Source organism: Halopseudomonas oceani, assembly GCF_002903165.1.
GTDB classification, from domain to species: Bacteria; Pseudomonadota; Gammaproteobacteria; order Pseudomonadales; family Pseudomonadaceae; genus Halopseudomonas; species Halopseudomonas oceani.
On record NZ_PPSK01000017.1, the window covers coordinates 1 to 18637 of the forward strand.

Here is an 18637-nt window from a genome sequence, read left to right on the forward strand (position 1 = left end):
GTACGGGACGAATGATAAGAAGCCGCCTCACAGAATTATGCGTAGTGTGCAGAGCGCACTACGTGGTCCGCTTAGCGCACTACACATTCGTCTGAACTCAGGTTGGCGAGGCTTTGTCTTTCTTTTCTGGGCGGTGCTTTAACAGCCATCTGTAAACGGTGTCACTACTGGTCACGCCATATTGGGTGTGGCAGCGTTCCGCGAAGGCTCTTCTGCTACTGAACATAGTGCCATTTGCGTCCCAGTCAGCGAGTGCTTTCGCCTTGCTTGCATGATTCTCCTTGTGGCTGGCTAAGGCCGCTTTCCTGGCTCTTTGCTTGTCTTTGGCATCCAGTATGATGCGCGCCATGCGCGCGGTTTGGCCCACTGTCAGCTTCGATCTGCTTTCAATCGTCAAGAGGTCAATTATTTCGCGTTGCCTGGCAATGAGCTCGTTCGCGGCTCTCATGTTCTCTTTAATGCTGACGAGCGACTCGCTCAGTGTATCTGCGTAAATCAAATGCTGAGCTGCAATCACGGCCAACTGGTCCGGAGAGCTATCCCTAAGCAGCCGCTGCGCAAGTCCGTCGACTAAAGCGTTGTAGTGCTCCGTGGAGGTGATCTCCATACCTGGTGCCCACTGTATGGGCGAGCTATCTAGTTTCTCTCCAGTCATCGATGTTCTTCCATGTCTAAAGGGGCGCTGGGGCCTCTATGCGCGCTTGAGTGTTGTCACGTTGCTCACTGCAAGCCTGTCCAAGTAATCGGCATACCACTGCATCATCACCTTGCGCTGTTCCAGATAGGTGCTCTTGTCGTAGACGCCGCGGACGCCTTCCTTGACGTGGGAGAGCTGGGCTTCGACGTGCTGTGAGTCAAAACCGTTTTCGTTGAGGATGGTGCTGGCCAGGTGGCGGAAGCCGTGGCCGGTCTGACGGCCTTCATAGCCGAGGCGGCGGAGCGCCATGAGAAAAACGGTGTTGCTGCGCGGCTTGGTGCTTCGGCCTTTGCCAGGAAAGAGCAGGGCACCGATACCCGTTATGTTATGCAGCTCGCGCAGCAGCGCAATGGCTTGCGATGGTAGTGGCACGAGGTGCTCACGGCGGCGCTTCATGCGCTCGGCCGGAATGAGCCATAGGCCCGCGTCGAGGTTGAACTCTGCCCAACGCGCTTCGCGCAGCTCGGATGGCCGGCAGGCGAGCATTGCGAGCAGCTGCAGGCCGATGCGTACATCAGGCGCGTGAGGGTACGAGCGAACGGCTCGCAGCAGGGCAGGGAGTTCCTCTGGGGATACATGAGCAAAGTTCTCCACCGGTTTGGTCTGGAGAAATTTGTGCAGCCCTTCGAGTGGGTTGTGCGTGGCCCGGCCGGTAACGCGAGCCAGGTCGTAGATCTCCCGGCACATGCCCCTTACGCGACTCGTCTGCTCGATGATGCCTGTTTGCTCCATCGCACGCAGGAACTCCATCCATTCCATTGGCAGGATGCCGGTGTAGGGGCGTTTGCCGAATACGGGGAATACGTGCTTTTCAAGTGCGCCAATGGTGCGGACTGCGGTGCCTTCACTCCAGGTTTTGGATTTGGCTGCGTACCATTCGCGGGCCAGGTGCTCGAAGGTGTTGTTTGCGGCTTCTATTTCGGCGGCGCGTTTCGCACGCTTGGTGGCCAAGATGCTGCCGTCCTTCCCGGTGCTATCGCGCAGTTCACGAACTTTCCGACGGGCTTGCTCCCCGGTTAGCTGGTGGGCGCCGGTGCCGTAGCCGCCCAATCCGAGCCATGACCACTTGCCGTCAGCTTTCTTGTAGCGCAGCTGCCAGGATTTCGAACCGTCTGGTTTCACGCGGAGGTACAGGCCATCGCTGTCCAGTTCGCGATATTCCTTCGCTTCCGGTTCGAGACTGGCGAGCACGGTATCTGCCAGGGGGCGGCGTCTTATCTCGCTGCGCTTCATGTTTGTATCCCTGCGGTTCAATTTTTTCCAAAGGATACAAGCAGGGATACACGAAGCGCAATGCTGTGTGGATTTACTGGGGAACGTGTAGATACAAGAAAGCCCGCACGGGGCGGGCTTTCAGGGGGTGTTTTCAGCCATGTGGGTACATGTGAAAACTTGCATTTGGTGGAGCCGGGGGGATTTGAACCCCCGTCCGCCAGTCCGCCGCTATCGGTTCTACATGCTTAGCCATCTCTACTTAGTTAACTCCGCGCCGCCCGAGTGGCAGGGTGCTTGGAGCGAGCTGTATAAGTTTTAGCCGTTACGTCTACAGCAAACTTGGCGGCGATCCTGTTCTATCTGACAGCCAAATCTTCGGGTTTACAGGCATCCCCTAGAGGCTGCTAGCCGGCTTAAGCGGCTAGTGCGTAGTTGTCGTCGTTGGCAACTATAAGTTTGCAGCAGCGAATTTACGAGTTCTGCTACCAGCTCGGCATGCCCCTCAAGTTTTGTAACCGTCGTCGAATCCAAATCGGCCCCAAATCTTTCAGGTCTGTTACTAAGACGCGATTGTACGCGAAAGGTTCCCGCAGTAACAGCGTCCATGCTGCAGGCAAAAAAATACCCTGACTAGCAGGGTACAGGGCGTTACATGCTTTAAACCATAAACCGGCTGGTGGAGCAGACCAGCCTGTCATAAGGTATGACGGGCCGGTTGCTGGAAAGTTCACCGGGGTTCGAAAAAAAATTAGCGATGGTTTTCACGGACGACGCGCTGCTTCTCACGATCCCAGTCACGCTCTTTCTCGGACTGACGCTTGTCGAAGTCCTTTTTGCCGCGTACCAGAGCGATTTCGCATTTGACCAGATGGCCTTTCCAGTAGAGCGCCAACGGTACGCACGCGAAGCCCTTGGCTTGCACGCCATTGACCAGCTTGTCCAGCTCGCGGGCGTGCAGTAGCAGTTTGCGTGTGCGCGTTGGGTCGGCAACCACGTGGGTGCTGGCGGTTTTCAGCGGTGTAATGTGTGCGCCGAGCAGGAAGGCCTCGTCGTTCTTGAGCAGGATGTAGCTGTCAACCAGCTGCACCTTGCCCTCGCGCAGGCTCTTCACTTCCCAGCCGGTCAGGGCGATGCCGGCTTCGAAGCGCTGCTCGATGAAATAGTCGTGTTTGGCCTTTTTGTTCAGCGCGATGGTGCCGCTGTTGGCCGGAGATTTCTTTTGCTTGCTCATAGGCGCGCCAGTATACCTGTAGTTTTCTATAGTGTATCGACGGATTTGCAGGCTTCTGCGTTTCTTGGTCGCAGGGATTTGACCTTGTGGTGGCTGGTTAAAATCTGGACAATGCGTTCCTTTTTTCGGGTACTCCGGGAATTTTCATGAGCAAAGACACTGTCTCCATCCACGGGATCTGGGCTAGCCGCTGGGTCTTCATTCTTGCGGCGACGGGATCTGCCGTAGGCCTCGGCAACATCTGGAAGTTCCCTTACATGACGGGGGTGTATGGCGGTGGGGCATTTGTTCTGGTCTACCTGATCTGTATCTGCCTGATCGGCTTGCCGGTGATGTTGGCCGAAACCCTGTTGGGGCGTCGCGGGCGACAGAGCCCGGTCAATACCCTGAAAACACTGGCGCGCTACTCGAATGCGTCTTCGGCCTGGTCGTGGGCTGCGGTGATGGGGATGACCGGCGCGTTATTGATTCTCTCTTTCTATAGTGTTGTGGCGGGTTGGGCACTGGATTACATCGTCGGGATGCTGCGCGGCGAGTTTGCCGGCATCAATGGTGATGGGGCTGGCCAGCGTTTTGACAGTCTGGTCAGTGATCCGGTGCGGCTTACGGTCTGGCATTCGCTGTTCATGCTACTGACGGGCTGGGTTATCGCACGAGGTGTGGTGGCCGGGCTTGAGCGCACGTTGCGTATTCTGATGCCAATGTTGTTCGTGCTGCTGGTGGCGCTGCTAGGCTACAGCCTGACAACGGGGCACTTCATGGAAGGCGTGCACTTCCTTTTTGAGTTTGATCTGGCGAAGGTGCCGGATGGCATTCTTGCAGCGATGGGCCATGCGTTTTTCACGCTGAGTGTGGGTGTCGGGTCGATCATGGTGTTTGGTGCCTATATGCCGCGCAAGGCGTCGATCGGGTCAACCGTCCTGACGGTCGGGTTGCTCGATACTATCGTGGCGCTGACGGCGGGCATGGCATTGTTCCCGGTGGTCTTTGCGGCGGGCCTGCAGCCGAATGAGGGGCCGGGCCTGATGTTTGTCACGCTGCCAATCGCCTTTGGCAATATTGCCGGTGGCAACCTATTCGGCGTGGTTTTCTTTGTGCTGGTTACCGTCGCGGCCTGGAGTTCTGCGATTTCCATGCTGGAGCCGGCGGTCGCGTTCTGGGTTGAGCGCACCGGCCGTAGCCGGGTCTGGATCACGACGGTAATTGCGCTGCTGTGCTGGGTGGTTGGTCTGGGCACGGTGTTGTCGTTTAACCTGTTGGCTGACGCCCGCTTCTTTGTCTCCGACGCCGATGGCTGGCACCTGTTCCGCTGGACCAGCGAAGGCGGGATGACCTTCTTTGACTCGATCGATTATCTGACCAGTCGTATCATGCTACCGCTCGGCGGGCTGCTGTTTGTACTGTTTGCGGGCTGGGTGCTGGATCGCGAGGTATTTCGTGATGAGCTGGCACTCAAGCATCGTCGCCTGTTCCCGCTGATCTATTCGCTGTTACGCTATGTGGCCCCGACGGGGATCCTGATTATCCTCGTTACCGAACTGACCAAGTGAAGATTGCATGACCCACATTCAGCGCTCGGCTCTGCTGCCATACCCTGCGAGCCATCTGTATAACCTGGTTAACCGGGTGGAACATTATCCAGAGTTTCTGCCTTGGTGCTCCGGTGCGACCGTTCTCAGTGAGACCGACACCGAGATGTGTGCCCGTCTGGACATTGCCAAGGCCGGTATGAGTCAGGCCTTTACTACCCGCAATGCCCTGGTGCCGGGGGAGCGCATCACGCTGCGCCTTGTGGATGGCCCGTTCAGCGATTTTCGTGGTGCCTGGGAGTTCAAGGCGCTGGGCGATTCCGCCTGCAAGATTACTTTGGACCTGCATTTCGAATATGCCGGAGCTCTGGTCAAGGCGACGTTGGGGCCGTTGTTCAATCAGGCTGCCAACGCGATGGTGGATGCGTTCTGTGAGCGCGCCAAGGAGACTTGGGGTGGCTGAGCAGACTATGGTGGTGGAGGTGGCCTATGCGCTGCCGCACAAGCAAAAGATCGTGACGCTCAATGTGCCAGAGGGCACCAGCGTGCTTGATGCAGTGCGAATGTCGGGCCTTGATCAGCACTTTCCCGAGCTGGATATCGATAGCGCTCCGTTGGGTATTTTCGGCAAGGCCGTGCCCAAACCTGCTGAGCGCGTGCTGCAATCGGGAGAGCGGGTTGAGATATATCGTCCGCTGATTGCCGATCCGAAAGAAGTTCGCAAGCAGCGCGCGGCCAAGGCCAAGGCTGCAAAAGCTGACGAGTAGGAAGTGAAGTAGAGAAGAGTAGAGCGGGGAAGCGCAGGTGGCTTCCCCGGATTGTCGCTTACTCGCCGGTGCCGAGCGGCGGGCCGAGGTCAACCGGGTAGGTTTCGACGGTGTCAGAATTCATGATTTCCTCGTCCTGGCTTTGACCCGGCATAAAGTCGCCGGACAGACCAACCAGACGGTTGTCTTCAAAGTTCAGGCTGATGCGCTCCTGTACACGCTCGCTGTGGCCGGACTCCAGGCTGTACAGGTAATCCCAGCGATTGGGGTGAAAGGTGTCCTGAATCAGTGGGGTGCCCATGATGTAGCGCACTTGGCGGGTGGTCATGCCAGGGCGTAGTTGGTCAACCATTTCCTGAGTGACTACGTTGCCTTGCTGGATGTCGATCTTGTAGATGCCGGGGACGAAGCCACAGCCTCCGAGAAGACCGATAGAGACACTGCATAACAGCATGAAAAGGATTCGATTAAAGCTTTTTCGCGTCACGTGCTAACATCCGCTATCTTTGGAATGGCTGTATTGCCACGATCATACCCGACTCATCCCGCCCTGCGAAGCGCTGAACGAGAATAGTGACATGGTTGAAAATCAAGAACTCCGCAAAGCTGGCCTGAAGGTGACTCTGCCTCGGGTTAAGATCCTGCAAATGCTCGACGGTTCAAGCGACCGCCACATGAGCGCTGAGGACGTCTATAAGGCGTTGATGGAGGCGGGCGAAGACGTTGGCCTGGCTACTGTCTATCGCGTGTTGACGCAATTTGAAGCTGCCGGACTGGTAGTGCGCCACAATTTCGACGGCGGCCACGCCGTGTTTGAACTGGCTGATGGTGAGCATCACGACCACATGGTCTGTGTCGACTCTGGCGAAGTGGTCGAGTTCTTCGACCCTGAAATCGAGCGGCGTCAGCGCGAGATTGTCAAAGAGCACGGTTATGAGCTGGTCGACCATAATCTGGTGCTTTATGTACGCAAGGCCGGCGGTAAGTAAGCGCTGATCTTGTGCCAGAAAACCGGGCTCTGCCCGGTTTTTTTATGGCTATTCAGTGCGTGACGCTAAGCAGTTTGCGGGCGTGGGCCAACGATTCGTCGGTCAGGTCGACGCCGCCAAGCATGCGGGCGACCTCTTGTACGCGGGCGTTGTCGTCAAGCTGGTCGATGCAGGTGCGGGTGCTGTTGCGTGTCTGCTGCTTGCGTACAAACAAGTGCTGATGGCCCTGTGCGGCGACCTGTGGCAGGTGGGTGACGGTCAGTACCTGGCCGCGAGCACCGAGCTGGCGAAGCAATTGTCCGACGATTTCGGCAGTTGGACCGCCGATGCCGACATCCACCTCATCAAATACGAGCGTCGGGACGCGCGAGGTCTGCGCGGTGATGACCTGAATGCCGAGACTGATACGAGACAGTTCGCCACCTGAGGCAACCTTGGCCAGCGGTTTGGCGGGTTGCCCCGGATTGGCGCTGACCAGGAACTCGACGGTCTCCAGTCCGGTAATTGGGTAGCTGTCTGCGTCCAGCGGAGTCAGCTGCAGCTCAATGCGTCCGCCTGGCATGCCGAGGCGTTGAATTTCCTGGGTTACTGCCTTGGCGAGTTTGGCTGCGCCCTTGCTGCGTTGCGCTGATAGCTTTTCGCTCAGTTGGCGAAAGTGGGCCTGGTAGGCAATCAGTTCTTCCTGCAGGCGCTCGGCGTCGGCGGCTTGCTGTTGCTGGCCTTCCAGTTCGTCGATCAGTTGTTGCTGCAGCGCGGGCAGCTCCTGTGGCTGGACGCGGTGCTTGCGGGCCAATTCAAAGATGGCGCTCAGACGCTCCTCCACATACTGCTGGCGTTCCGGGTCGGCCTCGAAGTGATCGAGGTAGCGGGTCAGCTCACCAACGGCTTCCTCAATTTGAATCTGCGCGCTGGCAATCAGGTCACTGGCTTCGCCCAGTTGGCTGCTGTGAGTCTTGAATGCGTCGAGCCTGCCTAGGCTGGCGGTGAGCGCTTCAAGGACGCTGCCGGAGTCGTTTTCGCTGCAGATGTTGATGATCTGCTGGCAGGAATGCAGGATCTGGTCGGCGCTGGCCAGTTGGCGCTGTTCTGCTTCCAGCTCGTCCAGTTCGCCATCCTGCAGGCTGAGGTTGTCCAGTTCGTCCAGTTGGTAGGTGAGCAATTGCTGGCGTGCTGCCTGATCTTCGCTCTGCTGGCTGGCCTGGCGCAGCGCTTTTTCCGTTTGACGGCAGCGTTGGGCGGCAAGCTGCACCTGGCGCGCCAGCTCGCCGGCGCCGGCGTATTCGTCTAGCAGGCGGCGGTGGGTATCGGTTTTCAGCAGTGACTGGTGTTCGTGCTGACTGTGTATGTCTATCAGCATTTCACCAAGGGCGCGCAGATCCTGCTGGGGGCAGGGGGAGCCATTGATGTAGCCGCGCGAGCGACCTTCAGCGGTGATCACCCGACGCAGGATGACCTGTTCGTCGTCCTGTGCAAGGTCGCGTTCGGCAAGCCATTGGCGGGCTTCCGGGATGTCGCGAATGTCGAAGGTGGCAAGAATGTCGGCTTTGTCCGCACCGGGGCGCACCGCGCCGCTGTCTGCCCGGTCGCCCAGAGTCAGGGCGAGTGCATCGAGCATGATGGATTTGCCGGCCCCGGTTTCGCCGGTAATTACACTCATGCCGCCACCCAGTTCGAGCTCAAGGTTGTCGACGATGGCGTAGTTATTGACCGCGAGATGGACCAGCATGGCGCGTGCTCCTGAAGAAAATTGTTCTGGTTGTTTATACAGTAGTTCGCTTCGGGACGACAAGTCCCTCCCGCCTCTGTTGTATCCCTGTGCAAATTGACCCTTGAAGCCGTGTGGACAGTCCCCATATAGGTTGCCAGACCCGATCGGTTGCACCGGTCGTTCGATATTGACTGCGTGTACAGCGATTGCGCGCAAACACACGCCCAGCCTATGACAGGAGAAAGACATGGCAGAGGAACAGAGACCGGATCTGCAGGATCAGGACGACATGGTTGATCAGACCGTTGCGACTCCCGAGGGTGATCTTGCAGCGCGTGTAGCAAGTCTGGAGGAACAGCTGGCTACCGCTCAGGATCAGGCTCTGCGGGCTGCTGCCGACGTGCAGAACGCACGTCGTCGGGCCGAGCAGGATGTGGAGAAGGCGCACAAATTTGCGCTGGAGCGTTTTGCCAATGACCTGCTGCCGATCGTCGACAGTCTGGAGCGCGGTTTGGAGCTTTCCAGTGCGGATGATCCGGCGATCAAGCCGATGCGCGAAGGCATTGAGCTGACCCTGAAGATGTTTGCCGACACCCTGGCGCGATTCCAGGTAGTGCCGGTTCTGCCCGAGGGCGAACCCTTCAATCCTGAGCTGCATCAGGCCATGGCGATGGAAGAAAGCACCGCCGTTGAGCCCAATACCGTGCTCAAGGTGTTTCAGAAGGGCTACACCCTGAGCGGGCGTCTGCTGCGTCCGGCCATGGTAGTTGTCAGCAAGGCGCCTGCGGCTGGCGCGGCACCCTCGATTGACGAGCAGGCTTGAAATTGATTTTGCAGCCCCCATCAAGGGCTCATGCACAGATAAACAATGCCGCTGACTGAGCGCGGTAGCACGACTTGGAGAGAAACATATGGGCAAGATTATCGGTATCGACCTGGGGACCACCAACTCCTGTGTCTCTATTCTGGAAAACGGTTCTGCCAAGGTGATCGAGAACGCTGAGGGTGGTCGTACCACTCCGTCGATCGTCGCCTACACCAACGATGGTGAAACCCTGGTTGGCCAGTCGGCCAAGCGTCAGGCGGTTACCAACCCGCAGAACACCCTGTACGCGGTCAAGCGCCTGATCGGTCGTCGTTTCGAAGAAGACGTCGTTCAGAAGGACATCAAACTGGTGCCGTACAAGATCGTCAAGGCTGACAACGGCGACGCCTGGGTTCAGGTGAATGACGAGAAGATGGCTCCGCCGCAGGTGTCTGCTGAAGTACTGAAGAAAATGAAGAAGACCGCCGAGGACTACCTTGGTGAGCCGGTTACCGAAGCGGTTATCACCGTTCCGGCCTACTTCAATGACAGTCAGCGTCAGGCCACCAAGGATGCTGGTCGTATCGCCGGTCTGGAAGTCAAACGGATCATCAACGAGCCCACTGCAGCCGCTCTGGCCTATGGCATGGACAAGGCGCGTGGCGATTCCACCATCGTTGTGTACGACCTGGGTGGCGGCACCTTCGACGTGTCCGTTATCGAAATTGCCGAAGTTGATGGTGAGCACCAGTTCGAAGTGCTGGCTACCAATGGTGACACCTTCCTGGGTGGTGAAGATTTCGACATGCGTCTGATCGACTATCTGGCAGACGAATTCAAGAAAGAAAACGGCGTTGATCTGCACAACGATCCGCTGGCCCTGCAGCGCCTGAAAGAGGCGGCCGAAAAGGCCAAGATCGAGCTGTCTTCCAGCCAGCAAACTGACGTTAACCTCCCGTACATCACTGCAGACGCGTCCGGTCCGAAGCACCTGAACGTCAAGGTGACCCGTGCCAAACTGGAGTCGCTGGTTGAGGACCTGATCAAGCGCAGCATCGAGCCTTGCCGCATCGCCATGCAGGATGCGGGGCTGGATGTGTCTGACATCAACGACGTGATTCTGGTTGGTGGTCAGACCCGCATGCCGCTGGTTCAGAAAACCGTTGCCGAGTTCTTTAATAAAGAGCCGCGCAAGGACGTTAACCCGGACGAAGCGGTTGCCATCGGTGCTTCCATTCAGGGGGCGGTTCTGGCTGGTGACGTTAAAGACGTGTTGCTGCTGGACGTTACCCCGCTGTCGCTGGGTATCGAAACCATGGGCGGCGTGATGACCACGTTGATCGAGAAGAACACCACCATCCCGACCAAAAAGTCGCAGGTGTTCTCGACTGCTGACGACAACCAGACTGCCGTGACTATTCACGTGCTGCAGGGTGAGCGTAAGCAGGCGACTCAGAACAAGTCACTGGGTCGCTTCGATCTGGCTGACATTCCGCCGGCGCAGCGTGGTGTGCCGCAGATTGAGGTCAGCTTCGACATCGATGCCAACGGTATTCTCAACGTGTCTGCCAAAGACAAGGCGACTGGCAAAGAGCAGTCCATCGTGATCAAGGCGTCCTCCGGTCTGTCGGACGATGAAATTGAGAAGATGGTGCGCGACGCCGAGGCCAATGCTGAGGAAGATCGCAAGTTTGAAGAGCTGGTGACAGTGCGCAATCAGGCCGATCAACTGGTCCACGCTACTCGCAAGACGCTGACCGAGGCGGGTGATAAGGCGACTGACGAAGAGAAGGCGGCCATTGAAACGGCGCTGACTGATCTGGAAGCGGCGATCAAGACCGGTGAGAAGGAAGAGATCGAGGCCAAGATCAACGCGTTGTCTGAAGCATCCGGTCCGCTGATTCAGAAGATGTACGCGGAGCAGGCTCAGGCGGGTCAGGCCGAAGGGGCGGCAGGTGCCGAGTCCGGCAATGATGCCGATGACGTGGTCGATGCCGAGTTCGAAGAGGTCAAGGACAACAAGTAAGTCCTTGATGAACCGGTTCGGGCAGTACGTTCGCGTGCGGTCCGACCACTCTGCCAGGCAACGCGGGAGCTTCTCCCGCGTTGCCGTTTGTGCCGAGTGTCTCTCTGAGGGAAATCGAACACATGTCCAAGCGTGATTATTACGAAGTGCTGGGTGTCGAAAAGGGCGCCAGCGAGGCCGAGCTGAAAAAGGCCTATCGCCGCCTGGCGATGAAATACCATCCGGATCGCAATCCGGATGACGAGAATGCGGAAGAGAAGTTCAAGGAAGCGACCGAGGCCTATGAAGTTCTGACCGACGCCAACAAGCGCGCAGCGTACGACCAGTATGGTCATGCCGGCGTGGATCCGAATATGGGCGGTGGTGCTGGCGGCTTTGGCGGCGGTGCCAACTTCTCCGATATTTTTGGTGACGTGTTCGGCGACATCTTTGGTGGCGGCGGTGGTCGTGGTCGTTCCAGTGTCCAGCGCGGCAGTGACCTGCGCTACACCCTGGAGCTGGACCTGGAAGAGGCTGTGCGTGGTACTACGGTAACCATTCGTGTGCCGACGCTGGTTGCCTGTGAAACCTGTGATGGCAGCGGTGCCAAGAAGGGCACCACACCGACAACCTGTACCACCTGTGGTGGTCATGGTCAGGTGCGTATGCAGCAGGGCTTCTTCTCGGTGCAGCAGACCTGCCCGCGCTGTCATGGTACCGGCAAGATGATCACCGATCCGTGCAAGGATTGTCACGGCAACGGTCGCGTCGAGAAGCAAAAGAATCTGTCGGTCAAGGTCCCGGCTGGTGTTGATACCGGTGACCGTATCCGTCTGGCTGGTGAGGGTGAGGCTGGCGTCAATGGCGGGCCGGCAGGCGACCTGTATGTGGTTGTCTCGGTGCGTGAGCACAAGATATTCCAGCGTGATGGCAAGAATCTCTATTGTGAAGTGCCGATTAGCTTCGTCGACGCGGCGCTGGGTGGCGAGCTGGAAGTGCCGACCCTGGATGGCCGGGTCAAGTTGAAGATCCCGGAAGGGGCGCAAACCGGTAAGTTGTTCCGCCTGCGTGGCAAGGGCGTTACGCCAGTGCGTGGCGGTTCGGCCGGCGACCTGTTGTGCCGTGTGGTGGTAGAAACCCCGGTGAATCTGACCAAGCGTCAGCGCGAGCTGCTAGAGGAGCTGCGTCAGACTCTTGAGGAAGAGGGTTCCAGTCAGTCGCCGCGGGCCAAGAGCTGGTTCGACGGTGTGAAGAACTTCTTCGAAGACATGAAATTCTGAGCCGAGGGCGCAACATGAGACGGATTGCGGTAATTGGCGCTGCCGGGCGCATGGGCAAGACGCTGATCGAAGCCATTGGTCAGGTTGAGGGCGCTGCGCTGACGGCGGCGATTGAGCGTCCTGACAGCTCGCTGGTGGGCGCTGATGCGGGTGAGTTGGCCGGTGTCGGCCGCCTGGGCGTTGCGATCAGTGGTGATCTCAAGCAAGTGGTTGATGACTTCGATGTATTGATTGATTTCACTCATCCGACGACGACGCTGGTCAATCTTCAGGTCTGCCGTGCTGCAGGTAAGTCGATGGTGATCGGTACCACCGGCTTTTCTGAAGAGGAAAAGGCGGTGTTGGCAGAGGCGGCAAAGGATATTTCAATTGTCTTTGCGCCCAACTTCAGTGTTGGTGTCAATCTTTGCCTCAAGTTGTTGGACATGGCTGCGCGGGTGATGGGGGATGATGCTGATATCGAGGTCATTGAGGCGCATCACCGTCACAAGGTCGACGCTCCCTCCGGAACGGCGCTGCGCATGGGTGAGGTCGTGGCCGATGCGCTGGGTCGCAATCTTTCCGATGTCGCGGTCTATGGGCGTGAAGGGCAGACCGGTGCGCGTGATCCCAAGACCATCGGGTTTGCGACGGTTCGCGCCGGTGACGTGGTTGGTGATCACACTGTGTTGTTTGCGACCGAGGGTGAGCGCGTTGAGATTACCCATAAGGCGTCCAGTCGGATGACGTTTGCCAAGGGAGCGGTCCGCTCAGCTATGTGGCTGGATGGCCGTTCTGCGGGTTTGTTTGATATGCAGGACGTGCTTGGCCTGAAGGGCTGAATGCGAGTTCGGCACAAAAAAAGGGTGGCCAACTGGCCACCCTTTTTTTGTGCCGGAAAACTCAGTTGGTACTGGCGCTGGCCTCGGCGAGGCTTGCTTGCTCGCGGGAGAGGTCGTCCAGGGTCTGGGTGTTTTTGGTCAGGTAGAACGCGGCGATGGTGGGTACCCAGTCAGAATGGTAGTTGATCAGGCGCGGCTGGATGAAGCTGTACTGCTTGTCCAGTCGATCAAAGGTGTCCTTGTGATCCGGCATGAGCTGTTTGAGCTGATTTGAGCCCTCGCTGATTCGGGTGTCGAGTTCGCCGAACAGACCCTCTCTACTCGGCAGGAAGTACACGCCAACGGAGCTGAACATGTTGTTCTCGTACAGCAGCAGGATGCGGCTGATATCGATGCTCTGACGCTGCAGGGCGACCAGGTTGGCCGGGCTGCCCGGGACTTCGGCTTCGTACAGTTCGGCGGCGGCGTTCTCGAGCTTGCCGTGCGCCATCATGATGCGGTTCACCGTGGCCAGGCTGTAGTACTCCTCGCCATCGGGCAGGTCCTCAAGTTCGCGAATCAGCTTAACGAAGTCGCTGTACAGTTGGCGCAGGTTGCCCGGGTTGTTCATCTGGCGCAGCAGTGAGTCCATCTGCTGCAGCGCGCCATTGTAAATTTCGCGGTTGCCGGGTTCGCGAACGCGTTCGTAGAGGTTGTTGTCGATCAGCAGGTAGGTTCCGGCCTTGAAGGCTTCGCTGCGGAATTCGTGCAGTTGTTGTAGCTGCTGCGGATCGGCATGGGATAGTGAGGCGATGAGCAGCAGTGGCAGCACCAGCAGGCGTTTCAAGAGCGTTGGCATGGTGAGAGTCCCCGAGTCCTTTTTTGTCTTGTTCTTGTGTATGCCGGGGGCTGAGAGGCGCCCGGTTTGACGGTCTGCGCCGTCTGCTGCGGGCTCCTGCCCGTCGGTCTTCAGCGGCTGTTGTAACACAGAGTTGTTTAAGAATGAAGAGATTGCAGGGCTGTGGTGGTGATCCTTGTTGGTGCGTGAGGGGCGGTTGCGGTGTGGATATTTTGACCTCAAGTGGTTAAACTATTGCGCTAATCTGTCTATTCAGCGCGTATCTGACAATGCCTTTGCAAGCGGGATGTTGTGTTCAGCACTACATTCCCGCTTTTGTGCAGCCCGCGTTTGGTGAAATGTGTCAGTTCTTTCGGAGGTTTTCTTGTCCAAGCCAGCCATTCTCGCACTCGCCGACGGCAGCATTTTTCGTGGTGAGTCCATCGGCGCCGACGGTTCCAGTGTTGGCGAGGTCGTGTTCAATACGGCCATGACCGGTTATCAGGAGATCCTTACCGATCCCTCCTATGCGCGTCAAATCGTGACGCTGACCTACCCGCACATCGGTAATACCGGTGTTACCCCTGAGGATGTTGAGTCCGACGCCGTCCAGGCGGCCGGTCTGGTTATTCGTGACCTGCCATTGCTGGCCAGTAACTGGCGCTGCAAGCAGTCGCTGGATGAGTATTTGCGGGATAACAATATTGTCGCCATCGCCGGCATTGATACTCGCCGCCTGACGCGTATCCTGCGCGAGAAGGGCTCACAGAATGGTTGTCTGCTGGCTGGCGATGATATCTCCGAGGAAAAGGCACTTGAGCTGGCGCGCAGCTTTCCGGGCCTTAAGGGCATGGACCTAGCCAAGGAAGTGTCGGTCAAGGAACGTTATCAGTGGCGCTCCAGCGTCTGGAATCTCGAGACCGACAGCCATCCTGAGCTGAGCGACGCCGATCTGCCTCATCACGTTGTTGCCTTCGACTACGGTGTGAAGTTCAACATTCTGCGCATGCTGGTCGCTCGCGGTTGCCGCCTGACGGTGGTGCCTGCACAGACGCCCGCCTCCGAGGTGCTGGCGCTGAACCCGGATGGTGTCTTTTTGTCCAACGGGCCGGGTGACCCGGAGCCGTGCGACTACGCCATCGCCGCGATCAAGGAAATTCTGGAGACCGACATTCCGGTGTTCGGTATCTGTCTCGGTCATCAGCTGCTGGCTCTGGCCTCCGGCGCCAAGACGGTGAAAATGGGGCACGGCCATCATGGTGCTAACCACCCGGTCCAGGATCTGGATACCGGGGTGGTGATGATCACCAGCCAGAACCACGGCTTCGCGGTTGACGAGAACAGCCTGCCAGCCAATCTGCGACCGACCCACAAGTCGCTGTTCGACGGCACCCTGCAAGGGATCGAGCGCACCGACAAAGCGGCATTCAGCTTCCAGGGGCACCCTGAGGCGAGCCCGGGGCCGCACGATGTGGCACCGCTGTTCGACCGTTTCATCGACGCCATGAAAAAACGCGCCTGAACCCCGGTACACCCTAGGATTTGTAAACGACTATGCCAAAACGTACAGACATTAAAAGCATTCTGATCCTCGGCGCCGGCCCTATCGTTATCGGTCAGGCCTGTGAGTTTGACTACTCCGGCGCCCAGGCTTGCAAGGCTCTGAAGGAAGAAGGTTTCCGCGTCATTCTGGTCAACTCCAACCCGGCGACCATCATGACCGACCCCGCCATGGCCGACGCGACCTATATCGAGCCGATCAAATGGCCGACGGTTGCCAAGATCATCGAGAAGGAGCGTCCGGACGCGCTGCTGCCGACCATGGGCGGCCAGACCGCGCTCAACTGTGCGCTGGATCTGGAAAAGCACGGCGTACTGGAGCAGTACGGTGTGGAAATGATCGGTGCGAATGCCGATACCATCGATAAGGCAGAAGACCGCTCACGCTTTGACAAGGCGATGAAGGCTATCGGTCTTGAGTGCCCGCGTTCCGGTATCGCGCACAGCATGGCTGAAGCCTATGGCGTGCTGGAGCAGGTTGGCTTCCCGTGCATCATCCGTCCGTCCTTCACCATGGGCGGCACCGGTGGCGGTATTGCCTATAACCGCGAAGAGTTCGAAGAAATTTGCAACCGTGGTCTGGATCTGTCGCCGACCAATGAGCTGCTGATCGACGAGTCGCTGATCGGCTGGAAAGAGTACGAGATGGAAGTGGTCCGCGACAAAAAGGACAACTGCATCATCGTTTGCTCGATTGAAAACTTCGATCCGATGGGTGTGCACACCGGTGATTCCATCACAGTCGCTCCGGCGCAGACGCTGACCGACAAGGAATACCAGATCATGCGTAACGCCTCGCTGGCGGTGCTGCGTGAAATCGGTGTTGAAACCGGCGGCTCTAACGTGCAGTTCGGTATCTGCCCGGATACTGGCCGCATGGTCGTCATTGAAATGAACCCGCGGGTGTCTCGCTCGTCCGCCCTGGCTTCCAAGGCAACCGGCTTCCCGATCGCCAAGATCGCCGCCAAGCTGGCTGTCGGCTATACCTTGGATGAACTGCAGAACGACATTACCGGTGGTCGTACGCCGGCGTCCTTCGAGCCGTCCATCGACTACGTGGTGACCAAGATCCCGCGTTTCGCCTTCGAAAAATTCCCCAACGCTGACGCGCGTCTGACGACTCAGATGAAGTCTGTCGGTGAGGTCATGGCAATCGGTCGTACCTTCCAGGAATCCGTACAGAAAGCGCTGCGCGGCCTCGAAGTGGGTGTCTGCGGCTTCGACCCTAAGGTCGATCCGGCTGCGGATGACGTGATGACCGAGCTGACCCGTGAGCTGACCGTGCCCGGTGCTGACCGCATCTGGTACGTGGCTGACGCCTTCCGCGCTGGCATGACGCTGCAGCAGGTGTTTGATCTGACCAAGATCGATACCTGGTTCCTGGTGCAGATCGAAGATCTGATCAAAGACGAAGAGAAAGTCAAAACGCTGGGGCTGGCGGATATCGACTACAACCTGATGTTCCGCCTCAAGCGCAAGGGTTTTTCCGACTTGCGCCTGGCGCAGCTGCTGGCTGTCAGTGAGAAGAACCTGCGTCGCCATCGCCACAAGCTGAATGTATTGCCGGTCTACAAACGCGTTGACACCTGTGCGGCAGAGTTCGCTACCGACACTGCGTACATGTACTCGACCTACGAGGAAGAGTGCGAGTCCAATCCGTCCGACCGTGACAAGATCATGGTGCTCGGTGGTGGCCCGAACCGCATTGGCCAGGGTATCGAGTTCGACTACTGCTGCGTTCACGCCGCGCTGGCGATGCGTGAAGATGGTTACGAAACCATCATGGTCAACTGCAACCCGGAAACCGTCTCAACCGACTACGACACCTCTGATCGTCTGTACTTCGAGCCGGTGACCCTGGAAGACGTGCTTGAGATCGTCCGCGTCGAGCAGCCCAAGGGTGTGATCGTCCAGTACGGCGGTCAGACCCCGCTGAAACTGGCTCGCGCGCTGGAAGAAGCGGGTGTGCCGATCATTGGTACCAGTCCTGAGGCCATCGACCGCGCCGAAGACCGTGAGCGCTTCCAGCAGATGGTCGAGCGCCTGGCCCTGCGTCAGCCGCCGAACGCCACTGCGCGCAGCGAAGACGAAGCGCTGGCGCTGTCGAAGCGTATTGGTTACCCGCTGGTGGTACGCCCATCTTATGTTTTGGGCGGCCGGGCGATGGAAATCGTCTACCAGGAAGAAGAGCTCAAGCGCTACATGCGTGAAGCGGTCAAGGTGTCCAACGACAGCCCGGTACTGCTGGATCACTTCCTCAATTGCGCGATCGAAGTCGACATTGATGCGGTATCCGACGGCAAGGATGTGGTGATCGGCGCGATCATGCAGCACATCGAACAGGCCGGCGTGCACTCCGGTGACTCTGCCTGTTCACTGCCGCCGTACTCGCTGCCGGCGAATATTCAGGACGACATTCGCGAGCAGGTGCGCAAGATGGCACTGGAGCTGGGCGTAGTCGGCCTGATGAACGTCCAGATGGCGGTGCAGGGCGAGACCATCTACGTCATTGAGGTTAACCCGCGCGCCTCCCGTACGGTGCCGTTCGTGTCCAAGTGCATCGGTCAGTCGCTGGCCAAGATTGCTGCCCGTGTCATGGCAGGCAAGACGCTGCAGGAGCTGGGTTTCACCGAAGAGGTGGTGCCGCCGTACTTCAGCGTCAAGGAAGCGGTGTTCCCGTTCGCCAAGTTCCCGGGTGTTGACCCGATTCTCGGCCCGGAAATGAAGTCTACCGGTGAAGTCATGGGGGTTGGTGACAGCTTTGGTGAGGCGTTTGCCAAGTCCCAGCTGGGCTCCGGTGAAGTGCTGCCGACCAGTGGCACGGTATTCATCAGTGTGCGCGAAGACGACAAGCCGTTCGCGGTTGATGTCGTTCGTGATCTGATTGAGCTGGGCTTTGAGGTGGTTGCTACCGCCGGTACCGCCAAGGTGCTTGAAGCCGCCAATCTGCCGGTTCGTCGTGTGAACAAGGTGACTGAAGGTCGCCCGCACATTGTGGATATGATCAAGAACGACGAGATCGATCTGGTCATCAATACCACTGAAGGCCGGCAGTCCATTGCGGACTCCTACTCCATCCGTCGCAATGCACTGCAGCACAAGGTCTACTCGACCACTACGCTAGCGGGCGGTGAGGCTGTCTGTACCGCTCTGAAATTCGGCCCGGAGCGCGCAGTGCGTCGCCTCCAGGATCTGCACAAAGGTATCTGAGTC

At 58.2% G+C, this 18637-nt stretch carries 15 protein-coding genes, 1 other RNA gene and 1 pseudogene; 10 read left to right on the top strand and 7 right to left on the bottom strand.

Annotation, left to right across the window (positions count from 1 at the left end):
* Positions 1–97: 97 nt before the first annotated feature.
* From C1949_RS14985 to smpB, 4 genes are all read right to left on the bottom strand, one after another.
* Positions 98–655 (bottom strand): hypothetical protein, encoded by a 558-nt coding sequence (locus tag C1949_RS14985; RefSeq protein WP_104739283.1) that lies wholly within the window; start codon positions 653–655, stop codon positions 98–100.
* A 36-nt stretch (positions 656–691) separates the two neighbouring features.
* Entirely contained in the window at positions 692–1930 is a 1239-nt protein-coding gene (locus C1949_RS14990; RefSeq protein ID WP_104739284.1) for a tyrosine-type recombinase/integrase, read from the bottom strand.
* A gap of 166 nt (positions 1931–2096) precedes the next feature.
* Positions 2097–2452, bottom strand: a transfer-messenger RNA (tmRNA) gene (gene ssrA, locus C1949_RS14995).
* 208 nt (positions 2453–2660) lie between these two features.
* Positions 2661–3143, bottom strand: a complete 483-nt coding sequence (gene smpB, locus C1949_RS15000) for an SsrA-binding protein SmpB (protein WP_104739285.1) — start codon at positions 3141–3143, stop codon at positions 2661–2663.
* Positions 3144–3289: 146 nt separating this feature from the next.
* On the opposite strand from smpB, the gene C1949_RS15005 reads away from it, so the two are divergent.
* The 3 genes from C1949_RS15005 to C1949_RS15015 are packed head-to-tail and all read left to right on the top strand — an operon-like array spanning position 3290 to position 5439.
* Positions 3290–4693 (top strand): sodium-dependent transporter, encoded by a 1404-nt coding sequence (locus tag C1949_RS15005; protein WP_104739286.1) that lies wholly within the window; start codon positions 3290–3292, stop codon positions 4691–4693.
* Positions 4694–4700: 7 nt separating this feature from the next.
* Complete coding sequence (locus C1949_RS15010; RefSeq protein WP_104739287.1) at positions 4701–5135, top strand: type II toxin-antitoxin system RatA family toxin; 435 nt, start codon at positions 4701–4703, stop codon at positions 5133–5135.
* Positions 5128–5439 (top strand): RnfH family protein, encoded by a 312-nt coding sequence (locus tag C1949_RS15015; protein ID WP_104739288.1) that lies wholly within the window; start codon positions 5128–5130, stop codon positions 5437–5439. Before C1949_RS15010 ends, C1949_RS15015 begins: the two co-directional genes overlap by 8 nt.
* A gap of 100 nt (positions 5440–5539) precedes the next feature.
* Here C1949_RS15015 and C1949_RS15020 read toward each other — a convergent pair.
* Positions 5540–5893: pseudogene (locus C1949_RS15020) on the bottom strand (outer membrane protein assembly factor BamE); the annotation flags it as partial.
* A gap of 124 nt (positions 5894–6017) precedes the next feature.
* Here C1949_RS15020 and fur point away from each other — a divergent pair.
* Positions 6018–6428 (top strand): ferric iron uptake transcriptional regulator, encoded by a 411-nt coding sequence (gene fur / locus C1949_RS15025; RefSeq protein WP_104739290.1) that lies wholly within the window; start codon positions 6018–6020, stop codon positions 6426–6428.
* A gap of 52 nt (positions 6429–6480) precedes the next feature.
* Here fur and recN read toward each other — a convergent pair whose 3' ends face one another.
* A complete protein-coding gene (recN, locus tag C1949_RS15030) occupies positions 6481–8154 on the bottom strand; it encodes a DNA repair protein RecN (protein ID WP_104739291.1) in 1674 nt (557 codons plus the stop codon).
* A gap of 229 nt (positions 8155–8383) precedes the next feature.
* Between recN and grpE the strand changes: the two genes are divergently transcribed.
* From grpE to dapB, 4 genes are all read left to right on the top strand, one after another.
* Positions 8384–8959: a nucleotide exchange factor GrpE gene (gene grpE / locus C1949_RS15035; protein ID WP_104739292.1), complete on the top strand. Its 576-nt coding sequence runs from the start codon at positions 8384–8386 to the stop codon at positions 8957–8959.
* A gap of 88 nt (positions 8960–9047) precedes the next feature.
* The gene (dnaK, locus tag C1949_RS15040; protein ID WP_104739293.1) at positions 9048–10967 is read left to right on the top strand and encodes a molecular chaperone DnaK; all 1920 of its coding nucleotides are present in this window, start codon (positions 9048–9050) and stop codon (positions 10965–10967) included.
* Positions 10968–11089: 122 nt separating this feature from the next.
* Positions 11090–12226 carry a molecular chaperone DnaJ gene (gene dnaJ, locus C1949_RS15045; RefSeq protein WP_104739294.1) on the top strand — a complete coding sequence of 379 codons (1137 nt, stop codon included), beginning with the start codon at positions 11090–11092 and terminating at the stop codon, positions 12224–12226.
* A gap of 14 nt (positions 12227–12240) precedes the next feature.
* The gene (gene dapB, locus C1949_RS15050) at positions 12241–13047 is read left to right on the top strand and encodes a 4-hydroxy-tetrahydrodipicolinate reductase (protein WP_104739295.1); all 807 of its coding nucleotides are present in this window, start codon (positions 12241–12243) and stop codon (positions 13045–13047) included.
* Positions 13048–13108: 61 nt separating this feature from the next.
* Here the strand turns inward: dapB and C1949_RS15055 are convergent, their stop codons facing one another.
* Entirely contained in the window at positions 13109–13885 is a 777-nt protein-coding gene (locus C1949_RS15055; RefSeq protein ID WP_104739296.1) for a hypothetical protein, read from the bottom strand.
* A 364-nt stretch (positions 13886–14249) separates the two neighbouring features.
* Here C1949_RS15055 and carA point away from each other — a divergent pair, with 364 nt between their 5' ends.
* Positions 14250–15386, top strand: coding sequence for a glutamine-hydrolyzing carbamoyl-phosphate synthase small subunit (gene carA / locus C1949_RS15060; protein ID WP_104739297.1), 1137 nt, complete (start codon positions 14250–14252; stop codon positions 15384–15386).
* A 32-nt stretch (positions 15387–15418) separates the two neighbouring features.
* On the top strand, positions 15419–18634 hold the full coding sequence (gene carB / locus C1949_RS15065; protein ID WP_104739298.1) for a carbamoyl-phosphate synthase large subunit: 3216 nt from the start codon (positions 15419–15421) through the stop codon (positions 18632–18634).
* Positions 18635–18637: the final 3 nt, after the last annotated feature.